Below are 22,825 nucleotides of genomic sequence, written 5' to 3'. Positions count from 1 at the left end.
GGCACCCTGAAGCATCCTGAGGCGCCGTCAGCGCCTGTCAAAGGCGCGTGCTATTCTCGAACGCTCTCACCACCGTTCGCACTTTCTCCATGAGCAAGCTCTTCACTCCGCTCGAACTGCGTGGCGTGACGCTCGCCAATCGCATTGTCGTGTCGCCGATGTGTCAATACTCGGCAGTGCGAGGCGAGGCCACCGATTGGCACATGATCCACCTTGGCCATCTCGCGCTGTCGGGGGCGGCGATGCTGTGTATCGAAGCGACGGCTGTCGAGCCGGACGGCCGCATCACGCCAGCCGATCTCGGCCTCTGGGACGACGTGACTGAAGCCGCGCTCGAACCGGTGATTGCCGCCATCCGCCGCTATTCGCCGATTCGCATCGCCATGCAGATTTCGCACGCGGGGCGCAAGGCATCGAGCCATGTGCCCTGGGAGGGCGGTCAGCTGATTTCCGTGGCCGATGGCGGATGGTTGCCGCATGCGCCTTCCGATCTACCGCACAAGGACGAAGAAACGCCACCGCTCGCGCTCGACACGGCAGGCCTGAATCGAGTGCGTAATGCATTCGCGGCGACGGCGCGGCGGGCAGCGCGCCTCGGTATCGACGCGCTCGAAATTCACGCGGCGCATGGCTATCTGCTCCATCAATTCCTCTCGCCGATCGCCAACCGGCGCAGCGACGAGTACGGCGGCTCGCGCGAAAATCGCATGCGCTTTCCGCTCGAAGTGTTCGACGCGGTGCGCGCGGAATTCCCGCACGATCGCCCGGTTGGCGTGCGAGTGTCGGCGACCGATTGGGTCGACGGCGGCTGGAGCCCCGAGGACACGGTCGTGTTCGCGCAGGCGCTCAAGGCGCGTGGCGCGGACTGGATCGACGTATCGTCGGGCGGTGTTTCGCCGTTGCAGAAGATTCCGCTCGAGCCCGGCTATCAGGTGCCGTTCGCGCGCAAGGTCAAGCGGGAAACCGGCGCGAACACGATCGCGGTGGGACTCATCACCGACGCGCTGCAGGCCAATCAAATTCTGGAAGCGGGCGAAGCCGACATGATCGCGATGGCGCGCGCGATGCTTTACGATCCGCGCTGGCCATGGCACGCCGCCGCGCAGCTCGGCGCGAGCGTGAGTGCGCCGCCGCAGTACTGGCGCTCGCAGCCTCGCGAGCACAAAACGCTCTTCGGCGAGACGACGCTCGGTCAGCGTTGAACGTGCAGCGCGGAACACGACACAGGCAAGCGCCACGCGAGTTGAACGAACGAGGTGCGAACGTGTACGATGCCGGTTGCAGCGCGCCTATAGGGTCTTGAGGGTTTTCAGGGCCTTTCGATTGAACGCGTGCTCACGAGCGCGGCGCCGACAAGGCGCCGCGTTTGCGTGGCATGACTACACAAGGATTCTTCAATGAGTGTACGCAGGATCGTCGTGCGCCAATCGGGCGTGCACGGCAAGGGCGTATTTGCTGCCGGCGCAATCGAGGCCGGCGAACGGCTGATCGAGTACAAGGGCGAACGCATCTCGTGGAAGGAAGCATTGCGGCGTCATCCGCATAATCCCGACGAACCGAATCACACCTTCTATTTCGCGCTCGACGACGGCGATGTGATCGACGGCAAGGTCAATGGCAACAGCGCGCGCTGGATCAATCATTCGTGCGCGCCGAACTGCGAAGCCGAAGAAGTCGACGGTCACGTCTACATTCATGCGCTGCGCGATATAGCCGAGGGCGAAGAGCTTTTTTACGATTACGGTCTCGTGATCGACGAGAAGCAGACCAAGAAGCTCAAGCGCGAATACGAATGCCGCTGCGGCGCGCGCAAGTGCCGTGGCACGATGCTCGCGCCGCCCGAAGAGAAGGGCGGCAAGTCGAAGAAGGGCAAGAAAAAGAAGTAAGCGTGGCGCGCGGCTGGGCCGTGCGCGCGTGCATCGCCATGAATTGCCGATGTAAATATGGGCCGCAGATTTGAACTGCGGCCCATATTTTTTTGAAGTCAGTCAGCGACCGGCGTCCGGTGCGTCGGCTTCGCTTGCTTCGGCGTGCGCCGCGGCGGCGGCCGAATCCTTGATGCGTTTCGCTTCCTTGCCGTCGTTCGCATCGAGTGCCGGACGGTTCACGAGCGGCACGCGCACGATGAAACGCGCGCCGCCTTCCGGCGCGTCCTCATAATGCACGCTGCCGCGATGCAGCGTCATGATGTCGTGCACGATCGCAAGGCCAAGGCCCGCGCCGCTGTCCACGCCGCTCTCGGTTTGCCCGTCACCGCGGAAGAAGCGCTTGAAAAGATCGGCTTGCTGCGTTTGCGGCACACCGCGGCCATTGTCCTCGACCACGATTTCGGCCATCGGCATGCCATCGGCGCGCGTCTGCGTGACGGTCACGGTAATGCGTCCGCCGTCGGGGCGCGCGGGCGGCAGATACTTCAGTGCATTGTCGAGCAGATTGGCGATCACTTCGTGCAGCAGCACGGGGTTGCCGCGCACCATCAGCGGCGTGTCGTTTTCGGGATCGTCGAGACGCTGGAAGCCGAGGTCGACCTGGCTCGCGAGCGCGCGCGGCACCCACTCGGCGCCGGTTTCAAATGCGAGCGCCGCCATGTCGATGTCGACGAAGCGCGCCGCCTGTTCGCCTGGCTCGGCACGCGCGAGCGAGAGCAACTGGTTGGAGAGCCGCACTGCGCGGTCGGCGGCGGCGCGCAATTCGCGCACGGCGTCGCTGACTTTCTGCGGCTCGCGCGCGTTCACGGCTTGCTCCGCATGCAGCTTCACGGCCGTGAGCGGCGTGCGCAGCTGATGCGCGGCGTCGGCGATGAATTTGCGCTGGGCGTCGAGCGCGGTCTTCAGGCGTCCGAGCAGTGCGTTGAGCGCGCCCGTGAGCGGACGAATTTCGACCGGCACGAAGGTTTCGTCGACGGGTTCGAGCGAGGTGTGCGTCTGCCGATTGAGCGAGTCGGCGAGATCGGTGAGCGGGTTGAGCTGCTGGTTCACCACGCGCCATACGATCGCCCAGCCAGCGAGCAGGAGCAGCAGCAGCGGCATCATGATTGCCACGAGGAATTCGGCGGCGATGCGAAAGCGGTGATGCACGGGCTGGCCCACTTCCACGACGATGGGATTGCCCTTGGCTTGCGGCACACGTACCTGCGCGACACGCACGCTCACGCCCTTGTAAAGGGTCTCGAACACATACGCATAGTGCATGCGGCGCACGTTGGTGCCTTGCAGCGGCAGGTCGTGGTCGCCGGCAATTTCGGTTTCGCCGTCGCTGATACGGTAGACGAGCTGCTCGACCGGGTCGGAGAACATCGCCTGTGCGAGCGGCGGCACGGTAATGGGTGCTTCAGGGCCGGCGATCTGGATCTGCCTTGAAATGGCGGTGGCAAGGTCGGCGAGCGAGCGGTCGACCACGTGCTGCGTGTATTGCCACGCGAGCCAATAGGCAATCAGGCCGCTCATCAGCGCGAGCAGCGAAAGTGGGGCGGCGAGGCGCCGCAATAGCGTGCGCCGCAGGCTCGTTGCGGCCGGTAGGGACATGGTCGGTTCGGGCGATGAAAGGTTACGCGCTCGGCAGGTTCGCGACGGGCGCGCCGCATGAATTGGAGCCCATTTTACGCGGGTGAGCGGGCCTGGGGCAGGCACGGGCCGAAGATGAGGGACGGAGCGAGGGCGGTGACGTGCTTCGCGGGTGAGCGGGCAGGTGTGCGGGTGCTCGCGCAACCGTGCAGTGCTCAGCAAGCCTGCGCAACGGCGCGCGGGGCGCCGCGGGCTTCAACCCATGCGTGGCGGGCTTAAAGCGCAAGCAAAGGAGTGATGGCGGCGCATGAGGGCATGCGCCGCCAATCGAGTGCCTGATGGCTCGCCGGGGCCTCAGGCGGCCTGGCGGATTTCCTGCAGCAGGTAACCGAAACCACGTACCGTGACGATCTCGACACGGCAGCTTTCGAGCTTTTTGCGCACGCGATGCACGTAGACTTCGATTGCGGTGTCGCCGAGATCGCCGCCGAAGTGCGTGAGGTGGTCCTGCAGTTGCGCCTTGCTCACGACGCGGCCATGACGCAGCAGCAGCATTTCGAGCACGGCAAACTCGCGCGGCGAGAGTTCGAGCGGCTTGTCGTCGTTGAAGATGCGGCGGTCGACGCCCGAGAGACGCACGCCGCCGAGCGAGACTTCAGGACGCGGCACGTCGCCGTGCGGGCCGCTGCGGCGCATCACGGCGCGAATGCGGGCTTCGAGTTCGGCCGGCTCGAACGGCTTGAGCATGTAGTCGTCGGCGCCCGAATTGAGGCCTTGCACACGGTCGTTCAACTCGTCGCGTGCGGTGAGCACGATGACAGGCGTGTGCCGGTTGCTCTGACGAAAGCGCGAAAGCAGCGTCATGCCGTCGATGCCCGGCAGGCCGAGGTCGAGAATCACGAGTTCGTGACGGTTTTGCGTGAGTGCCTGTTCGGCGAAGATGCCGTCGTGGACCATGTCGACCGTGAAGCCGGCTTGTTCGAGGCTAGACTGGATACCGCGTGCGATAGGGCGGTCGTCTTCGATCAGAAGGAGTCGCATGGGATTCGCTCAAATACAATGGGTTTAGCACTTACGCACGCAGTTCGCGTTTCGACTTCTGGCGCAACTGCTCGCCTTCGAGCGGCGACGAACTCGTGTTGTCGTTGGGCCAGGAAGTGCGTTCCAGACCGTATGCGCTGCTGATTGTACAGCGTCAGAACGTCTTCTCACCGGAACGTTTAGACCCTATGCAGGCGCTGCCTGGGAGTCTTACGTATCCTTCAAAAATGGCCTTCAAAGCTGAAGGTTTGGACGCCTGATACCCTGCATTATGCTTTCATTGCAGCGCTTATGCGTGCCGTGCGTCGTGCGGGTTTCCATCTAACGCGCGACGCACGCAAAGCGCTTACGCGATCTTCATTCAGGCCGAGGCGGCGAGGGGGCCGGGCGCGATCGAATCGATGAAGCGCGCGAGCTGGATGTCGCGCGTGGTGAGGCCGTCGGCCTCGTGGGTCGAAAGCGTGATTTCGACGCGGTTGTAGACGTTGAACCATTCGGGATGGTGATTCATTTCCTGCGCCTTGATGGCCACGCGCGTCATGAAGCCAAAGGCTTCGTTGAAGTCGGCGAAACGGAAATGACGCTGGATGGCGTCGCGGCCCGCGACGGCATGCCAGCCGCGGAGTTCGGCGAGCTGCGTGGCGCGCTCTTCGGATGTGAGTCGATTGATCATCGTGGCACCTGTCTGTGCTGGGTGTATTCCGGGCCCGGCAAACGCGCCAGGTCAATAGGCCATTTTTTCACGGATGGGCAACCTGCGCGAGCTAGCCGGACAGTGGTGCGGCAATTCGCGCGTCCGGTCGGATGGCGCGCTTAGACGTCGCCGTCGTCGAGCCAGCCTTCGCGCGTGCCGAGTGTGTAGACCGTGTCGCTGTGCAGCACGTCGCCAGCGGTGTAGGGCGCGGCGGCAATGAGCGGCGCGGGATCTGCTAGATGCGCGGCAATGCCCGTGCCCAGCGCGTCGAACAACTGCGCGAACGAGTCGATCACGAAATAGGTCTTCTGAAACGTGTCGATGCGATAACGCGTGCGCAGCACGCGCTCGAGGTCGAAGGCCAGCCGGTTGGGCGCGGCGCTTTCCACGCTGTAGAGCGATTCGCCCTTGCTCGACATAATGCCCGCGCCATAAATCTTCACGCCATGCGGCGCGTTTGCGTCGCCGCTTGTATCACCGCTTGTATCACCGCATGTCTCACGTATCAGGCCGAATTCCACCGTGTACCAATAGAGCCGCGCGAGCAGCGGCAACGCGTTTTCGTCTACGGCAAGCGCGGCTTGCCCGTAAGCGTGGATCCCATCGGCGAAAACGGGGTCGGTCAGCAGCGGCACATGGCCGAACAGATCGTGGAAGCAGTCCGGCTCTTGCAGGTAATCGATCTGGTCCGGGCGGCGCATCCACCAGGTGACCGGGAAGCGGCGGTGCGCCAGGTGCTCGAAGAAGATGCGCTCGGGCACGAGCCCCGGCACCGCCACGATGCGCCAGCCGGTCGCGGCCATCAGCCGTTCGCTCACAGCGTCGAACACCGGCACGTGCGCGACGTCCAGGCCAATGCGGTGTGCGCCTTCGATGAACGCCTCGCAGGCGCGGCCTTCGAGCAGCGCCGTCTGCCGCCGGTAGAGCTGGTCCCAGACGGCGTGATCGACTGCGTCGTAGCGTTCGAGCGGTTGGTCGATGGTGAAGTCGGGACGGGTCGTGAGGCCCGCGTCGAACTCCTCTTGCAGCTTCGCGGTGGCAGCGGCAGCCATGTTTGTAGCGCTCCGATAAAAATGCGGGTGAAGACGCAAGTGTAGAGCGGAGCAGGCGCGGCATGCGCGCATTAGAGGCAAGTAAGACGTTATATATGCAATAATCGAGCATTATTAAACCCATTAATGCGGATTTTTTTCATGCTCGAACTCGATCATTTCGACCTTGCGCTGCTCGATGTCTTGCAGCGCTTTGGCCGCGCCACGCATCAGCAACTGGGCGAGCAGGTGCCGCTTTCGCCTTCGCAGATCGGCAGGCGGCTGCAGCGGCTGGAGGCGTCGGGAGTGATCGACGGCTATCGCGTCGTGCTGCGGCCCGAAAAGCTGGGCTTGGGCGTGACCGCGTTCACGAGCCTGAAATTGAAGCATCACGGGGATTCGATCATCGAGCAGTTCCAGCAGCAGATCGACGTGCTGCCGGAGGTGCTCGAATGCCATGCCGTGGTGGGAGACGCCGACTATTTGCTGCGCATCGTGGCGCCGGATTTGAACGCGCTGTCGTCGTTTGTCATGAAGAAGCTGATGCGGGTGCCCGGCGTGGATAGCGTGCGCTCGAACATCGTGCTCACGACCTTCAAACGCAATGGTCCGCTGCCGCTCGGGCATCTGGAGCCCGGCGCGGCGGCGCCCTGAATCCGGCGCCGCGAGGCGTGCGCTGCCGGCCGCTCAGGCCGCCACGGCTGGCGCGTTGAGCAGATCGACGTAGGCCACGGCCACCAGATCGCTTTCATCCACGCCTAGCTGCCTGAACATTGCGTGGGCTTCGGCTTCGCCGCCTTGCTCGTCGTCCTCGGGGCCGAGCACCACTTCGAGCTCGACGAAGTCGCCCAGACCATCCACGCGGTCCAGATGGATGCGCGTGCGGCCCGCCAGATACACGTGGCGCTCCTTCGACACGATGCCGCGTGTCGTGAGCGCCGTGGCGAGCAGCGAGTGCATCGCCTCGGCATTGGTGACGGGGCTGCGCGTGTAGTACGAGGCTTTCGGGCCGTCACGGTCGTCGCGCTGATAGAAGATCAGCTCTGGCGGTGTGCCGTCGTCGAACTGGCGCAGCTTCAGGCGGCCGCGCGGCACATCATAGAAAAAATCCTGCTGGCGAAAGATCAGCGGCGCGTCGGGTGCGAGTTGGGCGGCGCGTTCGCGCAGAGCGTCGAAATGACGGGCGCGGGCTTTGATTTCGATGTTGCGGGCCATGCACGGCTCCTGTGGGACGGGAAACGATGGGCGAGGCCAGGAACGCGCCGCGCCTCCATGCCTGCATTCGCGCGCATCGGGTGTATCAGGTGGCCAGGGCGCGCAAAACGCGGAGCGAATTGCGAATCTAGCAAAACTTGTGTGACCGCGCTGTTACACCCGCGGTTTCACCCGCCTCTGTCGTGCACACGTTCATGAGCACGGCTCATATCGCCCATTGCGTTTCGATGGCCTTGAGCGCAGCCGCAATGGCCGGTTCGTCGCGGCGCGCGGCGAGCGTGATGAAAGTGAGTTCGGTGGGCACCGTCACGCCTTCGACGATGGTGAGCGCATGCGCGTGTGCTTCGGCGATCGCGGTGGGCTCGCGGGCCAGCGAGAGTCCCACGCCCGATTTCACGAGATCGAGCATCGACGGCTCCTGGTCCACCTCGGCGACTTTCACGGGCTTGGCGTGCGCGGCTTCGAAGAGTCCCGAGAGCAACCGGTTATGCGCCGACGCGGGCGGCGTCCAGATCCACGGCAGGGCCGCGAGCGCGCGCCAGTCGCGCGCGCCCTTGACGCGGTCTTTCCAGCCGGCGGGCGCGAGCACGCGGTATTGAAAGCGGGTGAGCGTGAGGGTGTGGAAGATGTCGGGATCGGGCGCGGGCTGGCCGATGTAATAGCCCACGTCCAGTTCGCGGGCGCGCACCTGGTCGAGCACCCAGCCCGACATGCCGTGACGCAGCGCCGTCTCGATCTGCGGCCAGGTTTCCACGAGCTGGCGCAGGAAGCCGCCGAGGCGCAGGAACGCGGGGTCGAGGATGGTGCCGATGCGCAGCCGGCCGCGCACCTCGTGGCGCAGCGCGGCGGCGGCGCGCTGTACGTCGCCGGCGGCGGCGAGTGCGCGCTCGGCGTGCGGCAGCAGCGCCTGGCCGTCGCGCGTGAGCACGAGGCCATGCGAGGTGCGGGTGAAAAGCGTGACGCCGAGCGTCTCCTGCAAATGCTTGATCTGCAGGCTCACGGCCGGCTGGGTCAGATGCAGATGCGTGGCCGCGCGCGTGAGATTGCCCTCTCGCGCGACCGTCACGAATGCGCGCAACAAGGTCAGGTCCATGCGCTGATATTAACTCGCCTTATATCTCTGTTGAGGATTAATCATTGGATCGCCGATGCCTTGCGCGATTACGCTAACTGGCAAAGAACAGGCGTTACGAGCACAAAAGCTCTGCACGGGATGGAACCTGGCACGAAGGCGCCAGGCCCCATCGACAGGAGACACCCAGCCATGGCCATACAAGAACGCGACGCACCCACGCGCCGCCTGGAAGGCGAATTCGATTATGTGATCGTCGGCGCCGGCTCGGCGGGCTGCGTGCTCGCCAACCGCCTCACGCAAGACCCCGATGTCTCGGTGCTGTTGATCGAGGCGGGCGGCAAGGACGACTATCACTGGATACATATCCCGGTCGGCTACCTGTACTGCATCGGCAATCCGCGCACGGACTGGCGCTACAAAACCGTTGCCGAGGAAGGCCTCAACGGCCGGGCGCTGTCGTATCCGCGTGGGCGCGTGCTGGGGGGATCGTCGTCGATCAACGGCATGATCTATATGCGCGGCCAGCGCGAGGACTATGACGAATGGGCGCGCGTGACCGGCGACTCGGGCTGGTCGTGGGATGCGGTGCTGCCCGTGTTTCGCAGCAGCGAGGATCACCACGGCGGCGCGAACGCGTATCACGGCGCAGGCGGCGAATGGCGCGTCGAGAGGCAGCGCCTGAAGTGGCGGATTCTCGAATCGTTCGCGCAAGCCGCGCAGGAGCAGGGCATTCCCGCTGTCGACGATTTCAATCGCGGCGACAGCGGCGGCCCGAACGGCGGCGTCGGCTATTTCGAGGTGAACCAGAAGCACGGCGTGCGCTGGAACACCTCGAAGGCCTTTCTGCGAGCGGCCATGAAGCGGCCCAATCTCACCGTGATTACGGGCGCGCTCACCGAGCGCATGATCTTCGAGGGCACGCGTTGCGTGGGCGTGGAATATCGCGGCGACGTTGCGTATTTCGCGCGTGCGCGCTGCGAAGTCATTCTGAGCGCGGGCGCGGTGAACTCGCCGCAATTGCTGGAGCGCTCCGGCGTGGGCGATGCGGCGCGGCTCGCGCGGCTCGGGGTGAGCGTCGTGAAGGATTTGCGCGGAGTAGGCGAAAACCTCCAGGACCATCTGCAACTGCGCATGGCGTTTCGCGTGAACGGCGTGCGCACCCTCAACACGGCCTCCGCGCACTGGTGGGGCAAGCTGATGATCGGCATGGAATATGCGCTGTTCCAGAGCGGTCCGATGTCGATGGCGCCCTCGCAGCTCGGCGCGTTCGCGAAGTCCGATCCAGGCAAGACGCGTCCCGACCTGCAGTATCACGTGCAGCCGCTTTCGCTCGATCGCTTTGGCGAGCCGCTGCATCGCTTCAACGCGTTCACGGCATCGGTCTGCAATTTGCAGCCCACATCGCGCGGCAGCATTCATGCAGTGTCGGCTAACCCCGAGGACGCGCCCGTGATTGCGCCGAACTATCTGTCCACCGAGGAAGACTTGCGCGTGGCTGCGAATGCCATGCGGCTTACGCGTCGCATAGCGGCCTCGGCTGCGCTCGCGGGTTATCGTCCGGAGGAAATTCTGCCGGGGTCCGCGTTCCAGAGCGAGGCGCAACTGCGCGAGGCGGCCGGCAACGTGGGCACGACGATTTTCCATCCGGTGGGCACCTGCCGCATGGGCCGCGCCGACGACCCGGACGCCGTGGTCGATGCGCGGCTGCGCGTGCGCGGCGTGCAGGGCTTGCGTGTCGTGGATGCATCGGTGATGCCGATCATCACCTCGGGCAACACGAATTCGCCCACGCTGATGATTGCGGAGCGCGCCGCGCAGATGCTGCGCGAAGACCGTCGGACAGGCGCATCCACGAACGTGCGCAATGAGGCGAGTGCGTCTGCGACACCTGCGTGACGCGCGTTTCGGACCACTATCCAGGACTTGCGCCGCGCAAGGCGGCGCAAGCGCTTTGCCACGTCTTGCGCGCAATCGCGGTGCATTCAAATCGATGTCATCACGATGCCTTCATGCTGCTATTTGCTATCAAATTGCGCGTTGAGAGAATGTGAACCGTGTTGCTCACCCGTAAGTGCAAATCCCAATGATTGCGCTGCATCATTGGCGAGACAATGGCGCGGAATGAGAGAGCGGGCAAACGCGCGCCCAAACATGGCGCGTCGTGCAAAGTCGGGCACTGCCCAGCACGAACGATCTGAAGTGTTACGCCTTACTTCGCGTGGAAGGGGACATGATTCTCGGCGACACGATTCTGGAGACACGCGGCCTCACGAAACAATTCAAAGGTTTCACGGCCGTCAACGGGGTGAACCTGCGGGTGTGCCGCGGTTCGATTCACGCGCTCATTGGACCGAATGGCGCGGGCAAGACCACTTGTTTCAACCTCCTAACTAAATTTCTGGTCCCGAGCTCGGGACGCATCGTCTTCAACGGCATCGACATTACCCATGAGCGGCCCGCGCAGATCGCGCGGCGCGGCATCATTCGCTCGTTTCAGATTTCGGCGGTGTTTCCGCATTTGACGGCGCTGCAGAACGTGCGTATCGGCCTGCAGCGCCAACTCGGCACCGCGTATCACTTCTGGAAGAGCGAGCGCACGCTCGCCGAACTCGACGATCGCGCGATGGATCTGCTCACCCAGGTGGGCCTCACCGATTTCGCCGACGTGCCGACCGTCGAACTCGCCTATGGACGCAAGCGCGCGCTCGAGATCGCGACCACGCTCGCGATGGAGCCCGAACTCATGCTGCTCGACGAGCCCACCCAGGGCATGGGTCACGAAGACGTGGACCGCGTCACGGCGCTCATCAAGAAGGTATCGAGCGGACGCACGATCCTGATGGTCGAGCACAACATGAACGTGATCGCCGGCATTTCCGACACCATTACGGTTCTGCAGCGCGGCGAGGTGCTGGCGGAGGGCAGCTACGCGGAAGTGTCGAAGAACCCGCTCGTGGCTGAAGCGTACATGGGCAGTGCCGACGCGGCGCTCGTGGGGGCGCACGCATGAGCACGGTGACGGAACATGGGCACGAAGCGGCCGTGAATGCGGCATCCGGCGAAAGCGCCCTCGAAATCGCGGGCCTGCAAACCTGGTATGGCGAATCGCACATCCTGCACGGCGTCGATTTTTCCGTGAAACGCGGTGAAGTCGTCACGCTGCTCGGGCGCAACGGTGCGGGGCGCACGACCACGCTGCGCGCGATCATGGGCCTCACGGGCCGGCGCACCGGGTCGATCCGCATTGGCGGGCGCGAGACCATTCATATGCCTACCTACCGCATCGCGCATTGCGGAGTGGGCTACTGCCCCGAGGAGCGCGGCATTTTCTCAAGCCTCTCGTGCGAGGAAAACCTGCTGCTGCCGCCCGCGATCGGCATGAAGGGCGCGAAGGGGATGTCGCTCGACGAGATCTACTCGATGTTCCCGAATCTCGCGGAACGCCGCAACAGCCAGGGTACGCGACTCTCGGGCGGCGAGCAGCAGATGCTCGCCGTGGCGCGCATCCTGCGCACGGGCGCGAACCTGCTGCTGCTCGACGAGATTTCCGAGGGCCTTGCGCCGGTCATCGTGCAGACGCTCGCACGCATGATCATCACGTTGAAGTCGCGCGGCTACACGATCGTGATGGTCGAGCAGAACTTCCGCTTCGCGGCGCCGCTCGCCGACCGTTTCTACGTGATGGAGCACGGGCGCATCGTCGAGCGCTTCGGCATTGCCGAGCTCGAAGGCAAGATGCCCGTGCTGCATGACCTGTTGGGGGTCTAGTTCCCATTTCTTTTGTCGCGTGCGGGCGCAGGACCGCGCCGCGCGATTCGTTTGCCTCCGGTGTTCATGGAGTGTTCCTGAATAACAACGCAACCAAATGAAGGAGACTGCAATGAAGAAAACCACGTTCGCGCGGCTTGCGGGCCTGTTTGCCGCCTCGGCTGCCGTGATGGCGTTCAGCGCAGGGACCGCGCAGGCCGCCAACGACGCGGTGAAGATCGGCTTCATCACCGACATGTCGGGCCTCTATGCGGACGACGACGGCCCGGGCGGCCTCGCCGCCATCAAGATGGCGGTGGCGGACTTCGGCGGCAAGGTGCTCGGCAAGCCAATCCAGGTGGTGTACGCCGACCATCAGAACAAGGCGGACATCGCGGCGTCGAAGGCGCGCGAATGGATGGACCGTGACGGGCTCGACCTGCTGCTCGGCGGCACGAACTCGGCGACCGCACTGGCAATGAACCAGGTCGCGCTCGAGAAGAAGCGCGTGTACATCAACACCGGCGCGGGCACCGATGCGCTGACGAACGAGCAGTGCACCCCGTACACGGTTCACTACGGCTACGACACGGTGGCGCTCGCGAAGGGCACGGGCCTCGCGGTGCTCAAGCAGGGCGGCAAGAGCTGGTTCTTCCTGACCGCCGATTACGCGTTTGGCAAGTCGCTCGAGAAGAACACCGCGGATGTCGTGAAGGCGAACGGTGGCCAGGTGCTCGGCGAAGTGCGCCATCCGCTCTCCGCGTCGGACTTCTCGTCGTTCCTGCTGCAGGCGCAGTCGTCGAAGGCGCAGATTCTCGGCCTCGCGAACGCGGGCGGCGATACGGTCAACGCGATCAAGGCCGCGAAGGAATTCGGCATCAACAAGACGATGAAGACCGCCGCGCTGCTGATGTTCCTGCCCGACGTGCACAGCCTCGGGCTCGACACCACGCAGGGCCTCGTGCTCACGACCGGCTGGTACTGGGACCAGAACGACGCGACGCGCAAGTGGGCGCAGCGCTACTACGACCAGACGAAGAAGATGCCGTCCGAGTTGCAGGCGGCCGATTATTCGGCAGTGACCTCGTATCTGAAGGCGGTGCAGGCGGCCGGCACGACCGATTCCGACAAGGTGATGGCCGAGCTCAAGAAGACGAAGATCGACGACATGTACACGAAGGGCGGCTACATTCGCGCGGATGGCGTGCTGATCCACGACATGTATCTGGTCGAGGTGAAGAAGCCGTCCGAATCGAAGAAGCCGTGGGACTACTACAAGGTCCTGCAGACGATTCCGGGCGAGCAGGCGTACACCACGAAGCAGGAGAGCAAATGCGCGCTGTGGAAGTAAGCGCCCTGGCGTTTTGTCGGACCCGAAGGGTGTGACGCAGGGGTGTCAGGCATGCTGCACGCGGCGCGGCGCAAGAGAAGCCCGCGCCGCGCGCTGCTTGTGTGCATAACCGTTGTTGGCATTCATGGCGGCTTTCATGACGATCTTTGGCATTCCGCTTCCGGCAATGCTGAGCCAGTTGTTGCTCGGGCTCGTGAACGGCTCGTTCTACGCGATCCTGAGCCTGGGCCTCGCGGTGATTTTCGGCATGCTCAACGTGATCAACTTCGCGCACGGCGCGTTGTTCATGCTGGGCGCGATGCTCACGTGGATGGGCCTCGCTTACTTCGACCTGCCGTACTGGGTGATGATCTTCGTCGCGCCCATTCTGGTGGGTCTCATCGGCGTCGTGATCGAGCGTTCGATGCTGCGCTGGCTTTATCGGCTCGATCATTTGTATGGACTCCTGCTGACCTTCGGGCTCACGCTCGTGGTGGAAGGCGTGTTCCGCTCGATCTACGGTTCCTCGGGGCAGCCGTATAACGTGCCCGACGCGCTTTCGGGCGCGACCAATCTCGGCTTCATGTATCTGCCCAACTATCGCGCGTGGGTCGTGGTCGCATCGCTGGCCGTGTGCTTCGCCACCTGGTTCGTGATCGAGAAGACGCGCCTTGGCGCCTATCTGCGCGCCGGCACCGAGAACCCCAAGCTCGTCGAGGCGTTCGGCATCAACGTGCCGCTCATGATCACGCTCACCTATGGCTTCGGCGTTGCGCTTGCCGCGTTCGCGGGCGTGCTGGCCGCGCCGGTCATCCAGGTCTCGCCGCTGATGGGCCAGCCGATGATCATCACGGTGTTCGCCGTGGTCGTGATCGGCGGCATGGGCTCGATCATGGGCTCGATCATCACGGGCCTCCTGCTCGGCGTGATCGAAGGCTTCACGCGCGTGTTCTGGCCTGAGGCTTCCGCTACCGTGGTGTTCGTGATCATGGCGATCGTGCTGCTGATTCGCCCCGCTGGCCTCTTCGGCAAGGAACGGTGATGCAAAGAAAAGTGCTTTATGGCGTCCTGCTGATCGGGCTGATCGTGGCGCCTTTCGTCGGCGCGTATCCGCTCTTCGTGATGAAGGTGCTGTGTTTCGCGCTGTTTGCCGCGGCGTTCAATCTGCTGATCGGCTATACGGGGCTGCTCTCGTTCGGGCATGCGATGTTCCTCGCGACGGCGGGCTATACCACTGGCTACACGATCCAGTCGCTCGGCTTCACGCCGGAGCTGGGCGTGCTGGCCGGCACGGTCGCGGGCACGGCGCTCGGGCTGATCGTGGGACTGTTCGCGATCCGCCGCCAGGGTATCTACTTCGCGATGGTCACGCTCGCGCTCGCGCAGATGGTGTACTTCGTGTACCTGCAGGCGCCGTTCACGCACGGCGAAGATGGCCTCCAGGGCGTGCCGCGCGGCAAGCTGTTCGGGCTCGTCTCGCTCGACTCCGATCTGACGCTGTACTATGTCGTGCTCGTGGTGATGGTGCTCGCGTTCATGTTGATCGTGCGGACCGTGCACTCGCCGTTCGGGCAGGTGCTGGGCGCGATCAAGGAGAACGAGCCGCGCGCCGTTTCGCTCGGCTACGACACCGATCGCTTCAAGCTGCTCGCGTTCGTGCTTTCGGCGGGCCTCGCGGGCCTCGCCGGGGCGCTCAAGGTGCTCGTGCTCGGCTTCGAGACGCTCGGCGACGCCTACTGGACCATGTCCGGTCTTGTGATCCTGATGACGCTCGTGGGCGGCATGGGCACGCTGTTCGGGCCGTTGCTCGGGGCGGCGTTGATCGTGGCGCTCGAAGACCGGCTCGGCGACATCGGCACCGCGCTCGCGCATCTGACGGGCGTGGATTGGTTCCGCTCGCTGGGCGAGTCGGCGACGATCGTGACCGGCCTCATCTTCATCGCGTGCGTGCTGGCGTTCCGGCGCGGCATCGTTGGCGAGATCGTCTCGCGCGTGCGGCCGTTGCGGGCTTGATAGAGCGGCGCAGCAAATGAACGTCCGGCTTCATGGTTTTTGGTCGGCGGCAATGAGACAATGGCACGCCAGAACGCCCGTGGAGCGCTCCCGCAGCGCTCGCGCGGTGCCCTTGCAGTTGCCCTCTTAAGGTGCCGCACTGCACCACTAGGGGTAAATGCTAGTTGCCCGATAGGGGGGGTGAAGTTTAAAGTCTTACCTAGTTCTGGTGCACCAAATTTGCAGGTGGAGAACGAGGAGACAACTGAGGCACAAAGTGCCCGGACAAGGAAGCGCTGTTGGATGGAAATCCAACAGCGCTTTTTATATTCGTGCGCCGTTTTTTGGCTGGCATACGTTCTCGCTTCCAGATTATCTTTTCCCTTCCGGTTTTTCTTCTTTTTCCTCTCGTTACCTCGGTATGGCGTTCGCCAATAATCGGCGCTTTTCGACGATTACGTCCGCATTCTTTCACGTTTCGAATTAAGCAAACGTTGCCGCAGCGAGCGTGAGCCCTGCCAGGCGTTGCATTCGCGCCGTAAGCCATTGGAAAGCGCTTGCTGCGCCAAACATCGCTCCGTTACACTCGCCATTCGCCGACCATGCGGTCAGCATTATCTGCCCGGATGGTTTTACGGATTCGCCGAAAATCCGGGGCAATAAAGAGAACGATTGTCGAAGGAGTCGAGATGCGGTTGGTTTGGCGTTGGATGAGCGCGGCTTGTGTCGCGACCGGGGTGCTCGCGGCGACCGCAGGTGCGGCGCAGGCGGACGTGAAGATCGGCGTGACGCTGTCGACCACGGGGCCGGCGGCATCGCTGGGGATTCCCGAGAGGAATACGGTCGCGCTGCTGCCGAAGGAAATCGCCGGCCAACGCGTCGCGTACATCGTGCTCGACGACGCCACCGATTCCACCCAGGCCGTGAAGAACGCGCGCAAGCTGACGAGCGAAGAGCACGTGGACGCGCTGCTCGGCTCGACCGTGGTGCCGAATTCGCTCGCGATGATCGACGTCGCTGCCGAAACGTCCACCCCGATGATCTCGATGGCCGCTGCGGCCACGATCGTCGAGCCGATGGATGCGAAGCGCGCTTGGGTTTTCAAGACGCCGCAGAACGATCAGTTGATGGCCGGCGCCATCGCGCAGCACATGGCCGCGCACGGCGTGAAGACGGTGGCCTTCATCGGCTTCTCGGACGCCTATGGCGAGAGCTGGTACAAGGAATTCAGCGCCGCTGCCGCGAAGCAGAGCATCAAGATCGTGGCGAACGAGCGCTTCGCGCGCAACGACGCTTCGGTCACGGGCCAGGCGCTCAAGATGATCTCGCAGCATCCCGACGCCGTGCTGATCGCCGGCGCGGGCACGCCGGCCGCGCTGCCGCAGAAGACGCTCAAGGAGCGTGGCTACGCGGGCAGGATCTATCAGACGCATGGCGTGGCGAACAACGATTTCCTGCGTGTGTGCGGCAAGGATTGCGAGGGCACCTATCTGCCGGCGGGGCCGCTGCTTGTGGCCGACCAGTTGCCGGCCTCGAATCCGGTCAGGCAATCGGCGCTCGCATACAAGGCGGCCTACGAAAAGGCCTATGGCCCGGGCTCGATCTCGACGTTCGGCGGTCATGCGTGGGACGCGGGCCTGTTGTTGCAGCACGCGATTCCGGTCGCGCTGAAGGCGGGCCAGCCGGGCACGAAGGCGTTCCGCGAGGCGCTGCGCAAGGCGCTTGAGGAGTCGCACGACGTTGCTGGCGCGCATGGCATCTTCAACATGAGCGCAAACGATCATGCGGGCCTCGATCAACGCGCGCGCGTGATGGTGCAGATTAGCGGCGGCAAGTGGAAGCTGGCCGGCGACTGAGTTTCACGAGGAACGCGCAAGCACAGCAAGCAAGAGACGAAAAAGGCACGCTCGAATCGAGGTGCCTTTTTTTTGTTGCCGATGCAACGAAGCGGGGCGGGCAGGGAAAACCATGCATCACATGCAGGACCCTGATTACTACACTCAGAGGCCAGCGCTGGATTTACGAAGATCATAGTAATTGGCGCCGGATGATTCGATAACACGCAGACAAAGCGTTTGGAGACGCGCAATGAAAACGAAAAAGTGGGTTTTGAGATCGATTAGCGCCGGACTCGCAGCGGCGCTGATGGGGGCGGCAGGCATGGCCGCCGCGCAGGTGAAGATCGGTGTGACGCTGTCAGCAACGGGGCCGGCTGCGTCGCTCGGCATTCCGGAGAAGAACACCGTGGCGCTGTTGCCCAAGGAGATCGCAGGCAAGAGCGTGCAGTACATCGTGCTCGACGACGCCTCCGACACGAGCAAGGCCGTGCAGAACACGCACAAGCTGATCGACGAGGATCACGTGGACGCGATCATCGGTTCGTCGGTGACGCCCAATTCGCTGGCGATGCTCGACGTCGTGATGCAAGGCAAGACGCCGATGATCTCGCTTGCGGCGTCGGCGGCCATCGTGCAGCCAATGGACGACAAGCGTAAATGGGCGTTCAAGACGCCGCAAAACGATGACCTGATGGCCAATGCGATCGCGGGCTATATGGAGAAGCATGGCGTGAAGACGGTGGGCTTCATCGGCTTCACGGATGCCTACGGCGAGAGCTGGTACAAGGAATTCGGCGCGGCGGCCGCGAAGCATAATCTCAAGGTTGTCGCAAACGAGCGCTATAACCGCGCGGATTCGTCGGTCACGGGGCAGGTGCTCAAGCTGATGTCGGCGAATCCTGACGCCGTGCTGATCGCAGGCTCGGGCACGCCGGCGGCGCTGCCCGCGACCACGCTCAAGGATCGCGGCTACAAGGGCAAGATCTATCAGACGCACGGCGTAGCGAACAACGACTTCCTGCGTGTGTGCGGCAAGGACTGCGAAGGCGAGATCCTGCCCGCGGGCCCGATTCTGGTTGCGGATCAACTGCCTGATTCGAACCCTGTGAAGACGTCGGCGCTAGCGTATAAGGCGGCCTACGAGAAGGCCTACGGCGCGGGCTCCGTGGCGACCTTCGGCGGCCACGCCTGGGACGCGGGCCAGATGCTCCAGCGCGCGATTCCGGTGGCGCTGAAGGCCGGGCAGCCCGGTACCGAGGCGTTCCGCGTGGCGCTGCGCGACGCGCTGGAAAACGTCAAGGAACTGCCGCTCTCGCACGGCATCATGAACACCACACCCACCAATCACAACGGCCTCGACGAGCGCGCGCGCGTGATTGTCGAGATCGTTAACGGCAAGTGGAAGTTGCAGGCCGAGTGAGCGCCGCGCACGATGTAGTGGCGTGACGCTGCGCGGCGTCACGTGAAACGCACGCCGCGCCCTCAACACTTGCGGTTCATTCCGGTCACTCACAATGGCTGCGCACCGCGTCTTCGCGGTGTCTCTTTTAAGGCGGCGCAGCCCGGCGGCTGCGCCGCGCGCTTTTCTTGCATCGCCGGTTTTTTCGACGTATCCGGCTTGTTCCTGGTTTCACGCGCTACACAAAGAGGGGTTATGGATTTATCGATCGCCGCGATCCTCGCGCAGGACGGCATCACCACCGGAGCGATCTACGCACTGCTTGCGCTCGCATTGGTGCTGGTGTTCTCCGTGACGCGGGTGATCTTCATTCCGCAGGGCGAGTTCGTCTCATACGGCGCGCTCACGCTGGCCGCGCTGCAATCGCAGAAGTTTCCCGCAACCTGCTGGCTGCTCGTTGCGCTGGGCGCCGCGTGCTTCGTGGTGGAGACTGCCGGGGTCGTGCGGCACGCCGAACGGCGCAAGCACGCGCCGCGCACGCTCGTGACGCTCGCGGGCAAGTATCTGCTGTTTCCTGTCGCGCTCTATGCGCTGACGCGCGGCGTAGCCGGGCAGCCGCTGCCCATGCTCGCGCAGATCGCGCTCACGCTCGCGATCGTCGTGCCGATGGGGCCGTTCGTTTACCGGCTCGCGTACGAGCCCATCGCCGAGGCGACCACGCTGCTGCTGCTGATCGTGGCCGTGGCCGTGCACTTCGCGATGGTGGGGCTCGGGCTCGTGATGTTCGGCGCCGAAGGTTCGCGCACGAACGCATTCACCGACGCAACGTTCAACGTCGGAAGCCTCTCGATTTCAGGGCAGAGCCTGTGGGTCATCGGCACTGCGGTGGTGCTGATCGTCTCGCTGTACTTCTATTTCGACCGCACGATCCCGGGCAAGGCGCTGCGCGCGACCTCGGTGAACCGGCTGGGCGCGCGCCTCGTGGGCATCGGCACGACCCAGGCCGGGCGGCTCGCGTTCACGCTCGCGGCAGGCCTGGGCGCGCTGTGCGGCGTGCTCGTGGCGCCGCTCACCACCATCTACTACGACTCGGGCTTCCTGATCGGTCTGAAGGGCTTCGTGGGCGCCATCATAGGCGGCCTCGTGAGTTATCCGCTTGCGGCTGCCGGCTCCGTGCTCGTGGGCCTGCTGGAGTCGTATTCGTCGTTCTGGGCAAGCTCCTACAAGGAAGTGATCGTGTTCACACTGATCATTCCCGTGCTGTTGTGGCGCAGTCTTTCCACGCCGCATGCCGAAGAGGAAGAGGAGTGACGCGATGAAACGACTCGTTTTGCACAACCGCTTCTTCTGGCTGTTCCTCGTGGTCATGTTCGCGCTGCCGGTGCTGCCAGGCCCCGTGCACGTGCCCGAGTACTGGATCACGCTGCTCAACTATATCGGCCTCTATTCGATCGTCGCCATCGGGCTCGTGCTGCTCACCGGCATCGGCGGGATGACGAGCTTCGGGCAGGCCGCGTTCGTCGGGCTCGGCGCCTATGCGACGGCTTTCCTGACCACGCAATACGGTGTCTCGCCGTGGCTGGCGTTGATCGTCGGCATCGTGATCACGGCGCTTGTCGCGCTCGTGCTGGGGCTCGTCACCATGCGGCTTTCCGGCCACTTCTTGCCGCTCGGCACCATCGCCTGGGGCCTCGCGCTGTTCTTCCTGTTCGGCAACCTTGAGATGCTCGGCAAGTACGACGGGATCAATGGCATTCCGGTACTCAACGTGCTCGGCATCAAGCTCGAATCGGGACGCCATATCTATTACCTGATCTGGGTGGTGGTGCTGGCGTCGGTCATCTCTGTTCAGAATCTGCTTAATAGCCGCACGGGCCGTGCCATCCGGGCCTTGCGCGGCGGTGGTTTGATGGCCGAGGCGATGGGCGTGAACACGGCGTGGATGCGCGTGGTGATCTTCGTTTACGCGGCGGTGCTCGCGGCGGTCTCCGGCTTCCTCTACGCCCATCTTCAACGTGCGGTGAACCCGACGCCCTTCGGCCTGAACCACGGCATCGAATACCTGTTCATGGCCGTGGTGGGCGGCGTGGCGCACGTCTGGGGCGCGGTCCTCGGTGCTGCGATCCTCACCGTGCTGCAAGACTGGCTGCAGACGCTGTTGCCGAAGCTGTTGGGCGAGAACGGTAACTTCGAGATCATCGTGTTCGGCATCTTGATGGTGCTGCTGCTGCAATATGCTCGGCGCGGCGTGTGGCCGTTCGTGGCGCGCTTCTTTCCGCGCGGGCCGCAGGCTCACGTGCCCGAGCATGCCGAGGCCTTGCCGCAGCGCAGCAAGCCAGCCGCGGGCGAAATGCTGCTGACCGTCGATAAGGCGCGCAAGCAGTTTGGCGGGCTCGTCGCCGTCAATGATGTGAGTTTCGAGGTGCGGGCGGGGCAGATCATCGGCTTGATCGGCCCGAACGGCGCGGGCAAATCGACCACCTTCAACCTCGTGACCGGCGTGCTGCAACCGACCAGCGGTGCGATTACGTTCCGCGGCGAGCGCATCGACAAGCTGACTTCACGTGAAATCGTCGCGCGCGGTATCGGGCGGACGTTCCAGCACGTCAAGCTGCTGCCGACGATGACCGTGCTGGAGAACGTGGCGATTGGCGCGCATCTGCGCGGCCATTCGGGTGTGCTGCGCAGCGTCGTAAAGCTCAATGCTGCGGAGGAAGGGCGTCTGATGAGCGAGGCGGCCAGGCAGATTCGCCGCGTCGGCCTCGAGCAGCACATGTACGACGAGGCCGGCAGCCTCGCGCTCGGCCAGCAGCGCATTCTGGAGATTGCGCGGGCGCTCTGCTGCGATCCGACCCTGCTGTTGCTCGACGAGCCCGCAGCCGGCTTGCGTTACAAGGAGAAGCAACAGTTGGCGGGTCTGCTACGCAGACTAAGAGAGGAGGGGATGAGCGTGCTGCTGGTCGAACACGACATGGATTTCGTGATGAACCTCACCGACCGCCTGGTCGTGATGGAGTTTGGCACGCGGATCGCGGAAGGATTGCCGGAAGACGTGCAGCAGGACCCGGCGGTGCTCGAGGCCTATCTGGGCGGGGTGGAGTGATGAGCGCACCTGTACTCGAAGTCTCTGGGCTCGCCGTCCGTTACGGCAAAATCGAGGCGCTGCACAAGGCCGCAATCAAGGTGGGCGCGGGGCAAATCGTCTCCGTGATTGGCCCCAATGGAGCTGGCAAGTCCACGCTGCTCAACGCCATCATGGGTTCGCTGCCCGTCACGGGCTATGCCAGCGGCCGGATCGCCTATCAGGGTGAGGAAATCGGCATGCTGCCGATCGAGCGACGCGTCGCTCGCGGCATGTGTCTCGTGCCCGAGAAGCGCGAGCTGTTTGCTTCAATGACCGTCGAAGACAACCTCGTGCTCGGCGCTTATCGGCGTAAGCGGGCAGGGGAGCGCAACTTTCTCGACCAACTCGATCACGTCTTTCAACTGTTTCCGCGTCTGAAGGAGCGGCGCGCCCAGGCTGCGGGCACGCTGTCGGGCGGCGAGCGCCAGATGCTCGCGGTCGGGCGTGCGCTAATGGGCAAGCCGGATCTGCTGATGCTCGATGAGCCTAGCCTCGGGCTTGCACCGCTGATCGTCAAGGAAATCTTCCATATCATCAGCGCCTTGCGACGGACGGGCGTGGCGACGCTTCTGATCGAACAGAACGCTCGCGCCGCGCTGCAGATTTCCGATTACGGCTACGTATTGGAAACCGGCGATCTGGCGCTCGAGGGGCCGGCGCAAGATCTGGCGCAGAATCCGCGGGTGATCGAGACTTACCTTGGTTTGGCTAAAAAGCAGGTCTGATCTCGTCAACCTCTGTAGAAATGGGCGGCGTGTTTCACGTGAAACACGCCGTTTTTTATTCGCGTGCGCTAACTGACTCTGCGGCTCTGCATGGGACCGGAGTTGAAGCAC

The 22,825-nt window shown here is 63.8% G+C and carries 21 protein-coding genes; 15 read left to right on the top strand and 6 right to left on the bottom strand.

Annotated elements, in window-relative coordinates:
- The first annotated feature begins 89 nt into the window (after nt 1–89).
- Both P5W99_RS14960 and P5W99_RS14955 read left to right on the top strand, forming a co-directional pair.
- Entirely contained in the window at nt 90–1,202 is a 1,113-nt protein-coding gene (locus P5W99_RS14960; RefSeq protein WP_421025094.1) for an NADH:flavin oxidoreductase/NADH oxidase, read from the top strand.
- A gap of 195 nt (nt 1,203–1,397) precedes the next feature.
- Nucleotides 1,398–1,886, top strand: coding sequence for an SET domain-containing protein (locus tag P5W99_RS14955; RefSeq protein WP_421025093.1), 489 nt, complete (start codon nt 1,398–1,400; stop codon nt 1,884–1,886).
- Between the two features lie 102 nt (nt 1,887–1,988).
- On the opposite strand, the gene P5W99_RS14950 is transcribed toward P5W99_RS14955, so the two are convergent.
- Both P5W99_RS14950 and P5W99_RS14945 read right to left on the bottom strand, forming a co-directional pair.
- The gene (locus tag P5W99_RS14950) at nt 1,989–3,524 is read right to left on the bottom strand and encodes a sensor histidine kinase (protein WP_421025092.1); all 1,536 of its coding nucleotides are present in this window, start codon (nt 3,522–3,524) and stop codon (nt 1,989–1,991) included.
- Nucleotides 3,525–3,857: 333 nt separating this feature from the next.
- Nucleotides 3,858–4,544, bottom strand: a complete 687-nt coding sequence (locus P5W99_RS14945) for a response regulator (protein WP_091999860.1) — start codon at nt 4,542–4,544, stop codon at nt 3,858–3,860.
- Nucleotides 4,545–4,639: 95 nt separating this feature from the next.
- Between P5W99_RS14945 and P5W99_RS14940 the strand changes: the two genes are divergently transcribed.
- Entirely contained in the window at nt 4,640–4,804 is a 165-nt protein-coding gene (locus tag P5W99_RS14940; protein WP_421025091.1) for a hypothetical protein, read from the top strand.
- A 101-nt stretch (nt 4,805–4,905) separates the two neighbouring features.
- On the opposite strand, the gene P5W99_RS14935 is transcribed toward P5W99_RS14940, so the two are convergent.
- On the bottom strand, nt 4,906–5,217 hold the full coding sequence (locus tag P5W99_RS14935) for a 4a-hydroxytetrahydrobiopterin dehydratase (protein ID WP_434661305.1): 312 nt from the start codon (nt 5,215–5,217) through the stop codon (nt 4,906–4,908).
- A 140-nt stretch (nt 5,218–5,357) separates the two neighbouring features.
- Nucleotides 5,358–6,290, bottom strand: coding sequence for a phenylalanine 4-monooxygenase (gene phhA, locus P5W99_RS14930; RefSeq protein WP_434661303.1), 933 nt, complete (start codon nt 6,288–6,290; stop codon nt 5,358–5,360).
- A gap of 141 nt (nt 6,291–6,431) precedes the next feature.
- Here phhA and P5W99_RS14925 point away from each other — a divergent pair, with 141 nt between their 5' ends.
- On the top strand, nt 6,432–6,923 hold the full coding sequence (locus tag P5W99_RS14925) for an Lrp/AsnC family transcriptional regulator (protein ID WP_065062258.1): 492 nt from the start codon (nt 6,432–6,434) through the stop codon (nt 6,921–6,923).
- Between the two features lie 33 nt (nt 6,924–6,956).
- Here the strand turns inward: P5W99_RS14925 and P5W99_RS14920 are convergent, their stop codons facing one another.
- Together P5W99_RS14920 and P5W99_RS14915 are read right to left on the bottom strand one after the other, a co-directional pair.
- On the bottom strand, nt 6,957–7,484 hold the full coding sequence (locus tag P5W99_RS14920; protein WP_421025089.1) for a class IV adenylate cyclase: 528 nt from the start codon (nt 7,482–7,484) through the stop codon (nt 6,957–6,959).
- A gap of 205 nt (nt 7,485–7,689) precedes the next feature.
- Nucleotides 7,690–8,577, bottom strand: a complete 888-nt coding sequence (locus tag P5W99_RS14915; RefSeq protein ID WP_421025088.1) for a LysR family transcriptional regulator — start codon at nt 8,575–8,577, stop codon at nt 7,690–7,692.
- 171 nt (nt 8,578–8,748) lie between these two features.
- Here P5W99_RS14915 and P5W99_RS14910 point away from each other — a divergent pair, with 171 nt between their 5' ends.
- From P5W99_RS14910 to P5W99_RS14860, 11 genes are all read left to right on the top strand, one after another.
- Nucleotides 8,749–10,455, top strand: coding sequence for a GMC family oxidoreductase (locus tag P5W99_RS14910; protein ID WP_434661301.1), 1,707 nt, complete (start codon nt 8,749–8,751; stop codon nt 10,453–10,455).
- Nucleotides 10,456–10,789: 334 nt separating this feature from the next.
- Nucleotides 10,790–11,569 (top strand): ABC transporter ATP-binding protein, encoded by a 780-nt coding sequence (locus P5W99_RS14905; RefSeq protein WP_421025086.1) that lies wholly within the window; start codon nt 10,790–10,792, stop codon nt 11,567–11,569.
- Nucleotides 11,566–12,327: an ABC transporter ATP-binding protein gene (locus P5W99_RS14900; RefSeq protein WP_421025085.1), complete on the top strand. Its 762-nt coding sequence runs from the start codon at nt 11,566–11,568 to the stop codon at nt 12,325–12,327. The genes P5W99_RS14905 and P5W99_RS14900 overlap by 4 nt, the downstream gene beginning before the upstream one ends.
- A 112-nt stretch (nt 12,328–12,439) precedes the next feature.
- Complete coding sequence (locus tag P5W99_RS14895; RefSeq protein WP_421025084.1) at nt 12,440–13,657, top strand: ABC transporter substrate-binding protein; 1,218 nt, start codon at nt 12,440–12,442, stop codon at nt 13,655–13,657.
- 136 nt (nt 13,658–13,793) lie between these two features.
- Complete coding sequence (locus tag P5W99_RS14890; RefSeq protein ID WP_421073843.1) at nt 13,794–14,678, top strand: branched-chain amino acid ABC transporter permease; 885 nt, start codon at nt 13,794–13,796, stop codon at nt 14,676–14,678.
- A complete protein-coding gene (locus P5W99_RS14885; protein WP_421025082.1) occupies nt 14,678–15,649 on the top strand; it encodes a branched-chain amino acid ABC transporter permease in 972 nt (323 codons plus the stop codon). The genes P5W99_RS14890 and P5W99_RS14885 overlap by 1 nt, the downstream gene beginning before the upstream one ends.
- 668 nt (nt 15,650–16,317) lie before the next feature.
- Complete coding sequence (locus P5W99_RS14880) at nt 16,318–17,484, top strand: ABC transporter substrate-binding protein (protein WP_421025081.1); 1,167 nt, start codon at nt 16,318–16,320, stop codon at nt 17,482–17,484.
- Between the two features lie 232 nt (nt 17,485–17,716).
- Nucleotides 17,717–18,886, top strand: a complete 1,170-nt coding sequence (locus P5W99_RS14875; RefSeq protein WP_421025080.1) for an ABC transporter substrate-binding protein — start codon at nt 17,717–17,719, stop codon at nt 18,884–18,886.
- A gap of 234 nt (nt 18,887–19,120) precedes the next feature.
- Complete coding sequence (locus P5W99_RS14870; protein WP_421025079.1) at nt 19,121–20,176, top strand: branched-chain amino acid ABC transporter permease; 1,056 nt, start codon at nt 19,121–19,123, stop codon at nt 20,174–20,176.
- Between the two features lie 4 nt (nt 20,177–20,180).
- Nucleotides 20,181–21,968 carry a branched-chain amino acid ABC transporter ATP-binding protein/permease gene (locus tag P5W99_RS14865; protein ID WP_421025078.1) on the top strand — a complete coding sequence of 596 codons (1,788 nt, stop codon included), beginning with the start codon at nt 20,181–20,183 and terminating at the stop codon, nt 21,966–21,968.
- Nucleotides 21,968–22,714 carry an ABC transporter ATP-binding protein gene (locus tag P5W99_RS14860; protein ID WP_421025077.1) on the top strand — a complete coding sequence of 249 codons (747 nt, stop codon included), beginning with the start codon at nt 21,968–21,970 and terminating at the stop codon, nt 22,712–22,714. The genes P5W99_RS14865 and P5W99_RS14860 overlap by 1 nt, the downstream gene beginning before the upstream one ends.
- Nucleotides 22,715–22,825 lie beyond the last annotated feature (111 nt).

Origin of the sequence: Paraburkholderia sp. A3BS-1L (assembly GCF_051125215.1) — a bacterium.
Lineage (GTDB): Bacteria > Pseudomonadota > Gammaproteobacteria > Burkholderiales > Burkholderiaceae > Paraburkholderia.
Note: the sequence above shows the minus strand (reverse complement) of the source record. Positions and strands in the feature narration are given on the sequence as shown.

Bases quoted from the DNA above. Each gene is read 5' to 3' on its own strand.
- P5W99_RS14960 (WP_421025094.1), top strand. From the start codon at position 90: ATGAGCAAGCTCTTCACTCCGCTCGAACTGCGTGGCGTGACGCTCGCC.
- P5W99_RS14955 (WP_421025093.1), top strand. From the start codon at position 1,398: ATGAGTGTACGCAGGATCGTCGTGCGCCAATCGGGCGTGCACGGCAAG.
- P5W99_RS14950 (WP_421025092.1), bottom strand. From the start codon at position 3,524: ATGTCCCTACCGGCCGCAACGAGCCTGCGGCGCACGCTATTGCGGCGC.
- P5W99_RS14945 (WP_091999860.1), bottom strand. From the start codon at position 4,544: ATGCGACTCCTTCTGATCGAAGACGACCGCCCTATCGCACGCGGTATC.
- P5W99_RS14935 (WP_434661305.1), bottom strand. From the start codon at position 5,217: ATGATCAATCGACTCACATCCGAAGAGCGCGCCACGCAGCTCGCCGAA.
- phhA (WP_434661303.1), bottom strand. From the start codon at position 6,290: ATGGCTGCCGCTGCCACCGCGAAGCTGCAAGAGGAGTTCGACGCGGGC.
- P5W99_RS14925 (WP_065062258.1), top strand. From the start codon at position 6,432: ATGCTCGAACTCGATCATTTCGACCTTGCGCTGCTCGATGTCTTGCAG.
- P5W99_RS14920 (WP_421025089.1), bottom strand. From the start codon at position 7,484: ATGGCCCGCAACATCGAAATCAAAGCCCGCGCCCGTCATTTCGACGCT.
- P5W99_RS14915 (WP_421025088.1), bottom strand. From the start codon at position 8,577: ATGGACCTGACCTTGTTGCGCGCATTCGTGACGGTCGCGCGAGAGGGC.
- P5W99_RS14910 (WP_434661301.1), top strand. From the start codon at position 8,749: ATGGCCATACAAGAACGCGACGCACCCACGCGCCGCCTGGAAGGCGAA.
- P5W99_RS14905 (WP_421025086.1), top strand. From the start codon at position 10,790: ATGATTCTCGGCGACACGATTCTGGAGACACGCGGCCTCACGAAACAA.
- P5W99_RS14900 (WP_421025085.1), top strand. From the start codon at position 11,566: ATGAGCACGGTGACGGAACATGGGCACGAAGCGGCCGTGAATGCGGCA.
- P5W99_RS14895 (WP_421025084.1), top strand. From the start codon at position 12,440: ATGAAGAAAACCACGTTCGCGCGGCTTGCGGGCCTGTTTGCCGCCTCG.
- P5W99_RS14890 (WP_421073843.1), top strand. From the start codon at position 13,794: ATGACGATCTTTGGCATTCCGCTTCCGGCAATGCTGAGCCAGTTGTTG.
- P5W99_RS14885 (WP_421025082.1), top strand. From the start codon at position 14,678: ATGCAAAGAAAAGTGCTTTATGGCGTCCTGCTGATCGGGCTGATCGTG.
- P5W99_RS14880 (WP_421025081.1), top strand. From the start codon at position 16,318: ATGCGGTTGGTTTGGCGTTGGATGAGCGCGGCTTGTGTCGCGACCGGG.
- P5W99_RS14875 (WP_421025080.1), top strand. From the start codon at position 17,717: ATGAAAACGAAAAAGTGGGTTTTGAGATCGATTAGCGCCGGACTCGCA.
- P5W99_RS14870 (WP_421025079.1), top strand. From the start codon at position 19,121: ATGGATTTATCGATCGCCGCGATCCTCGCGCAGGACGGCATCACCACC.
- P5W99_RS14865 (WP_421025078.1), top strand. From the start codon at position 20,181: ATGAAACGACTCGTTTTGCACAACCGCTTCTTCTGGCTGTTCCTCGTG.
- P5W99_RS14860 (WP_421025077.1), top strand. From the start codon at position 21,968: ATGAGCGCACCTGTACTCGAAGTCTCTGGGCTCGCCGTCCGTTACGGC.